This window comes from Desulfobacter sp. UBA2225 (assembly GCF_002348205.1).
Classification (GTDB): Bacteria; Desulfobacterota; Desulfobacteria; order Desulfobacterales; family Desulfobacteraceae; genus Desulfobacter; species Desulfobacter postgatei.
Window position 1 is genome coordinate 1 of sequence record NZ_DDYV01000258.1, and the last position, 6,077, is coordinate 6,077.

A 6,077-nucleotide genomic window follows, 5' to 3' on the forward strand; every position below is an offset into this window, starting at 1 on the left:
AAGCGTACCATGGCCCGGTAGCATTTATAAAAATTCATCAGTACATATACTTCGGGGTCATGACTATAGCCTGCATATGCTGAAAGAAACTTTTCAGCCAAAGCCGGAAATCCCAGAAGTTCCATATCCATGACCAGAAACGCCAGGTCCGCGCCCACGTCCTGATACCGGAACCGGTCATTGAATTCAATACAGTCAATGATCTGAATCCCGGTGTCTGTGAAATAAATATGACCGGTTCTTAGGTCCCCATGGCAGTCCCGGAACCGTTCGTTTTCCATGCGGCGAAAAAACAGGGGCGGGTGCCTGTTTAAAAAGGCGTCTGTCCTGGACCATACCGACTGAAAACAATCGCCGTCAAACATTGACCCGAGCAGAGATTGGGCCTGTTTAAAGTTTTCATCGCAGTTCTGCCGGATTGTTTCAAAGGCCGCTTCCATATTGGGCTGCCTATGGGATGTATCGGAACCGTAAAATTCGGACAGCTCCATTGCCAGCCGGTCAATATCCTTATTCCCGATTTTTCCGGATCGCAGCAGCTGTTTCATGGAATGGGTCTCGGACAATTTCCGCATCCTTACGGCATATTCAACAACCGTTCCGTCGCCGCCTATATAAAAAAGGTCCCCTTTTTGGGTAATTTTCGTGACATCCAGGTATACGTTATTTGTCAGCCGGCGATTTAATGCGACCTCGCGGGTGCAAAAATGTCTGCGTTTTTCAAGGGTTGTGAAATCAAGGAACCCCATGCCCACGGATTTTTTAATTTTATAAACAACATCGCCTGCCAGGAACACCATCGAAATATGGGTTTCGCAGACCGTTACAGTGTGAGCAGGGTGGGGATAAAACTCCGGAGTCCGCATTTGTTTAAACAGGGCTTTTTGAAGGGCCGATTCTCTCATCTTCACTGGTGTGTTCCCCCCGTTTGGAAGATTTTAGATAATGTTAATTGTAGCACAAATATAGTCAAAAACAATGTTAGATTACCCTGAGCGATTGTTAATTTTGATTTTTGAATTCGAAATATTTTTTACCTAACAATTTTGTTCGCATATCTGCCGGCAATTTTTTTGGGATAACTGACTGGACAAATGTATGCGATATTGAGTATATCAACAAAATCGCCCCTGTCATGGGAGAATAGATTTTTAATATTTATGACTTCATTGTTTTTTAAGAAAGTGAAAATATGAAAAATCAGGATATCAAGAAATCCATCCACAAATTATTGAATTTTGCCGGCATCACCGTTAACGGAAGCAATCCCTATGATATTCAGGTGAAAAATGACCGGTTTTACCAACGGATAATCCATGAACCTGCTCTGGGGCTTGGTGAAGCATATATGGATAACTGGTGGGAGTGCCGTGCCCTGGATCAGTTCATCGCAAAAGTGTTGTGCGCAAACCTTTGGCAAGTATTAGAAAAGGAGTGGCGGATCACGTGGAACCTTTTAACGGCAAAGTTTTTTAATCAACAGTCGTCTAAACGTGCCTTCATGGTGGGCCAACGCCACTATGACATCGGCAATGATCTTTATCAGGGCATGCTGGACAAGCAAATGCAGTATACCTGCGGATACTGGAAAGATGCCACCACCCTTGATCAGGCCCAGGAGGCGAAACGGGCACTGGTCTGCCGAAAATTAAAACTGGAACCCGGTATGAAAGTTCTTGAGCTGGGATGCGGGTTTGGCGGGTTTGCTCACTATGCGGCAACAAGGTACGGCGTTGAAGTGACTGGATACACCGTCTCCAAAGAGCAGGTCAAATTTGCAGAAAAACTATGCAAAGGGCTTCCTGTTGACATCCGGCTGGCAGATTACAGAACCGCCACCGGAGAATATGACCGGGTACTCTCCATTGGTTTAATGGAGCATGTGGGGTATAAAAATTATGGCGCTTACATGAAACTGACCAATCGGTTGCTAAGGGATGACGGCATTGCTTTGGTTCATACCATCGGTCGTAATGATAGTCGTTGTGCCTGCAACTCATGGACTGTAAAATATATTTTCCCCAATGGTATGCTTCCCTCCATTGCCCAGTTGGGAAAAGCCATGGAAAACCAATTTGTCATGGAGGACTGGCATAACTTTGGAGAGGACTACGATAAAACATTGATGGCATGGTACGAAAATTTCAGACAGGTGTGGCCCAAGCTTAAAGATAGATACAGCGATCGGTTTTATCGCATGTGGGAGTATTATCTGTTAAGCTGTGCCGGAGGATTTCGGTCTCGATCCATGCAGTTATGGCAGATTGTGATGACTAAACAGGGGACTTCAGCGCCCTGTTGTCGCCTTGTGTAAGAGACAAGAAACTAGAAAATAGATACAAGAGGGCGAAGCGCCTGTGGCGCCCAATTTAAATAGTCTTCGACAATAGCTTAGGAGGGGTATGATTAACAAGGAGATCATTATCGTCGGAGGCGGTCCTGCCGGTGCCGCCTGCGCCTGGAAGCTCAAGCAAAAGGGGATCACGCCCCTGGTGCTGGACAAATATTCTTTTCCCCGACCCAAGGTTTGTGCGGGATGGATTACCCCTGCCGTATTTAGGCTTCTTGAACGCCGAGGAGATGATTATCCTTACACCTTAAGTCAATTTGATCGAATTTATTTTCATCTGTTTGGTCTAAAAATTCCTGTACCCACTCGTCAATATGCTGTCAGACGATATGAATTTGATGCCTGGTTGATCTCCCGCGCCGGTGTCCCGGTTAACACCCATTGCGTAAGAAATATCATCCGGAAGAACGGTTTTTATATCATTGACGACCAGTATCAATGCAAGTACCTCATTGGTGCCGGCGGTACCCATTGCCCGGTTTACAAGACGTTTTTCACTCAAACGCGTCCCCGTCCTCCCAAATCCCTCATTGTTGCCGTTGAGAAGGAATACCCATATGATATTTCGCATAATCAATGCCATTTGTGGTTTTTTGATCATGGTCTGCCTGGGTATGCCTGGTATCTTCCCAAGGGAAATAACTGGTTAAACATCGGCATTGGCGCAAAATTCCATACGTTGAAGCACCGGGGACAGAACATTATGGATCAGTGGCGTCATTTTATAATGGATCTTCAAAAAAAGGGGTTTATCAGGGAAAATCCACCTAGTCCCAAAGGTCACAATTACTATTTCCAGCATGGTCCGGAAAAATACCGACAGGACAATGCCTTCATCATCGGAGATGCGGCAGGGCTCTCTACTCTGGACATGGGAGAGGGTATCCATGGTGCTGTTTTAAGCGGTATCCGTGTGGCAGATGCCATCGTAGACAACAAACCGTTTGTTTTGCCTCACCCGCCAAGGTTCAGCCTGCCGAAAATACTGCTGCCTAAATGATCTTTGTGTAAATTCCGGTCAAGGTCAGGAGCTTTTCCCAAAAGCGCAGTCGGGAAACCGGCAGATCGGACAGTTCCGGCACAGTCCGCCGTGACAAAGGCTTGCCAGCTCGCGTTTTCCAGGGCGTTCTCCGGCCATGATCCGGGGCAGCATCAGGTCAAATATGGTGGTGCGGTGATACAACCCGCAGGCCGGCAGCCCCATGATAGTGATCTTAGGGGTATAGCCCAAAAGAAACATGGCCCCGGGCAGCACAGCGGCTGAGTAGTGGACTTGATCAAAGCCAACTGCCTCAATAGATTCCCGGGTGACATCATCGGGGTCCACGGACATGCCGCCGGTGGTGATGATCAGGTCGGTCTTCTTGTCCATGTAATTCCGGATTTGGGCGGTGATGCGCTTCCGGTCATCGGGCAGGATATTCACCTCAAGTACCTGTGCCCCAAGCCGGGCTGTTTTTTCCTCCACAATGGCCTGGAACCTGTCCTGGATCAGGCCGTCATACACCTCGTTGCCGATGATGGCCAGCCGGATTTTCAACGGGTTGAATATTGAAACTGAAAAGATGGGATAGGCGGATTTCGCCAAGGCGGTGGCCTGGTCGAGTTTTGCCCGGTCAATGACCAGGGGAATGGCCCGGGTGGCTGCCAGGCTGTCGCCTTTGTTTACGGCGATATTGGTATGGATACTGGCGCACATGACATCGTCCAGCATGTTGAATTCCGTCAATGCCGCCACATTTACTCTGAACAGCCCGGGATATCCCGCATACAGCTTCAGCTTGCCTTCGCTGGGTGTGCCGGAAAACTCAACCCCCGGTCCGGCCAGGGCCGATGCAAGTTCAAACACTGCCTCATCCTCATGCACCTGGGTCTCATCAAGATCCAGCACATAGAGGTTATTTTTTCCCATGCGCATGAGCCGACAGATATCTCCGGCCTGGACCCGGTCTCCCCGTTTGAAGGCCGGTCCCTTGGCCTTGTCGGGAATGATTTCGGTCATATCATGGGCAAGGGTCATGCCGCAGGCGTCCTGAACATGGACGGTTTTAAAGGGTGATGGTTGTGGGTTAGACTGTTTTTTCATGGTTAAATCTCTGCTCAAAATAAGATCCAAATGCACAATTGGGGCATAGAATCATGTTATTTTTTAACGCTTCCTTATTTATTTCTACGCGGCGCATAGGTTACACTTTTTGGGTAATCCATATTAGTCCCAATTTGTTTTATTGCACCAATCGGGTGGGATATTTTACAAATATATCAATTTTAACCATAAATTCAATTTATAACTCAACTTGCGTTGGCTTCTTTAATCAGCAAAAGTTGAGTTATAAATTTGAATCCTGTATGCTATAAGGGCCTGTGGGAACTTGGCCGTGCCTTCCGGGGCATTTTCACAACAAAGTTTGAAAGCAACATCCGGGTTTAACGAACCTGTGCTTTCTTGAGCAAAGTATGACTTTTAGACAGTGTCATAAACGTATTTCAAAGATAATGAGCCGATTTAAACAGTGGCGGATTTTAAAACACATCTTACCGTGGCAAGCATCGCAAGCAGCATTGCGGCAACAATGCTGTTTGCAGCGACAGTTGCAACTCCCCAGGAAGTGCTGCTTTACTTTGTTCTCGGGGTGGTGGGCGGCCTGTTGCCGGACATTGATTCAGACGCTTCTTTAACGGTCCGGTTGCTGTTTACATTTATTGCAACAGTGATATCCTTTTTAGTCATGTTCAAGCAGTGGGCCGATAACACAGTGATGGAGTTGTTCATCATCTGGGCGGTAAGTTTTATTTTTATAAAAATTTTTATTTTTTCTTTATTTACGAAGCTGACGGTCCACCGGGGCATTATTCATTCCATACCGGCGGCAGTGGCCTTTGGATGCATGGCTGCAATCGGTCTAAACCGCGTGTTTCATTTCAATGATTTTGTATCCTGGATGGCCGGGGGATTTGTTTTTGGCGGTTCGATTCTGCACCTTATACTTGATGAACTGTTCAGTTTCAATTTTTTAAGCTTGAAAATGAAGAAATCTTCAGGCACGGCATTTAAATTTGGAAGCATCGGCAATATTAAGGCAACCATCGCCATGTATATGCTCATTGCCGTCTTGTTTGTGGCCATGCCCAGTCACACCCGGTTTGTTTCCGTGATTTTTGCCCCTCAAACCTATGAGCATCTCGCGTTTTTTCCCAGTGGAAAATGGTTTAGCCGGCTGTGTGCCGAGCTTGAAAAAACAGATATTATAAAATAGAAAAGATTTTGAGATTCAAACCGCATGCATAAGAGAGGAAACATGATTGTAGGAATACCCAAGGAGATCAAGTCGGCGGAGAATCGGGTGTGCATGACTCCGGCGGGAGTGGAGGTGATGATTAAGAGCGGGCACGAGGTGCTGGTGGAGAAAAGTGCCGGTGCGGGAAGCGGCTTTGCCGATGACGCCTACATCCGGGCCGGGGCCAACATCGTCGATACCCCCAAACAGATCTACGCTGGGGCTGACATGATCATGCACGTTAAAGAACCCTTGCCGCCGGAGTACGACCTGATCCGGGAAGGGCAGATCATTTTCACCTATCTCCACCTGGCAGCTGATGAGCCCCAGACCCGGGCATTGATCAAGAGGAAGTCCGTATGCATCGCTTATGAAACCATCCAGAAGGCCGACGGTACTCTGCCGCTGTTGACCCCCATGAGTGAGGTGGCCGGACGCATGGCCATCCA

Annotated in this window: 6 protein-coding genes; 4 read left to right on the forward strand and 2 right to left on the reverse strand. The window is 47.5% G+C overall.

All coding sequences use genetic code 11. From position 1 onward, the window contains the following. On the reverse strand, positions 1-905 hold a 905-nt coding region (locus B3D59_RS12860; RefSeq protein ID WP_286820234.1), incomplete at its 3' end, for a phosphotransferase. A gap of 287 nt (positions 906-1,192) precedes the next feature. Between B3D59_RS12860 and cfa the strand changes: the two genes are divergently transcribed. Both cfa and B3D59_RS12870 read left to right on the forward strand, forming a co-directional pair. After that, complete coding sequence (gene cfa / locus B3D59_RS12865; protein WP_286820235.1) at positions 1,193-2,314, forward strand: cyclopropane fatty acyl phospholipid synthase; 1,122 nt, start codon at positions 1,193-1,195, stop codon at positions 2,312-2,314. Between the two features lie 88 nt (positions 2,315-2,402). Beyond that, positions 2,403-3,350, forward strand: coding sequence for an NAD(P)/FAD-dependent oxidoreductase (locus B3D59_RS12870; protein ID WP_286820236.1), 948 nt, complete (start codon positions 2,403-2,405; stop codon positions 3,348-3,350). A 24-nt stretch (positions 3,351-3,374) separates the two neighbouring features. Here the strand turns inward: B3D59_RS12870 and B3D59_RS12875 are convergent, their stop codons facing one another. Beyond that, on the reverse strand, positions 3,375-4,436 hold the full coding sequence (locus B3D59_RS12875; protein WP_286820237.1) for a molybdopterin-binding protein: 1,062 nt from the start codon (positions 4,434-4,436) through the stop codon (positions 3,375-3,377). 427 nt (positions 4,437-4,863) lie between these two features. Between B3D59_RS12875 and B3D59_RS12880 the strand changes: the two genes are divergently transcribed. Next, positions 4,864-5,607 carry a metal-dependent hydrolase gene (locus B3D59_RS12880; protein ID WP_286820238.1) on the forward strand — a complete coding sequence of 248 codons (744 nt, stop codon included), beginning with the start codon at positions 4,864-4,866 and terminating at the stop codon, positions 5,605-5,607. Between the two features lie 42 nt (positions 5,608-5,649). Beyond that, a partial coding sequence (locus B3D59_RS12885) for an alanine dehydrogenase (protein WP_414646538.1) occupies positions 5,650-6,077 on the forward strand: 428 nt, incomplete at its 3' end.

Coding starts and splice junctions, on each gene's coding strand:
- B3D59_RS12870 (WP_286820236.1), top strand. CDS start 2,403: ATGATTAACAAGGAGATCATTATCGTCGGAGGCGGTCCTGCCGGTGCC.
- cfa (WP_286820235.1), top strand. CDS start 1,193: ATGAAAAATCAGGATATCAAGAAATCCATCCACAAATTATTGAATTTT.
- B3D59_RS12875 (WP_286820237.1), bottom strand. CDS start 4,436: ATGAAAAAACAGTCTAACCCACAACCATCACCCTTTAAAACCGTCCAT.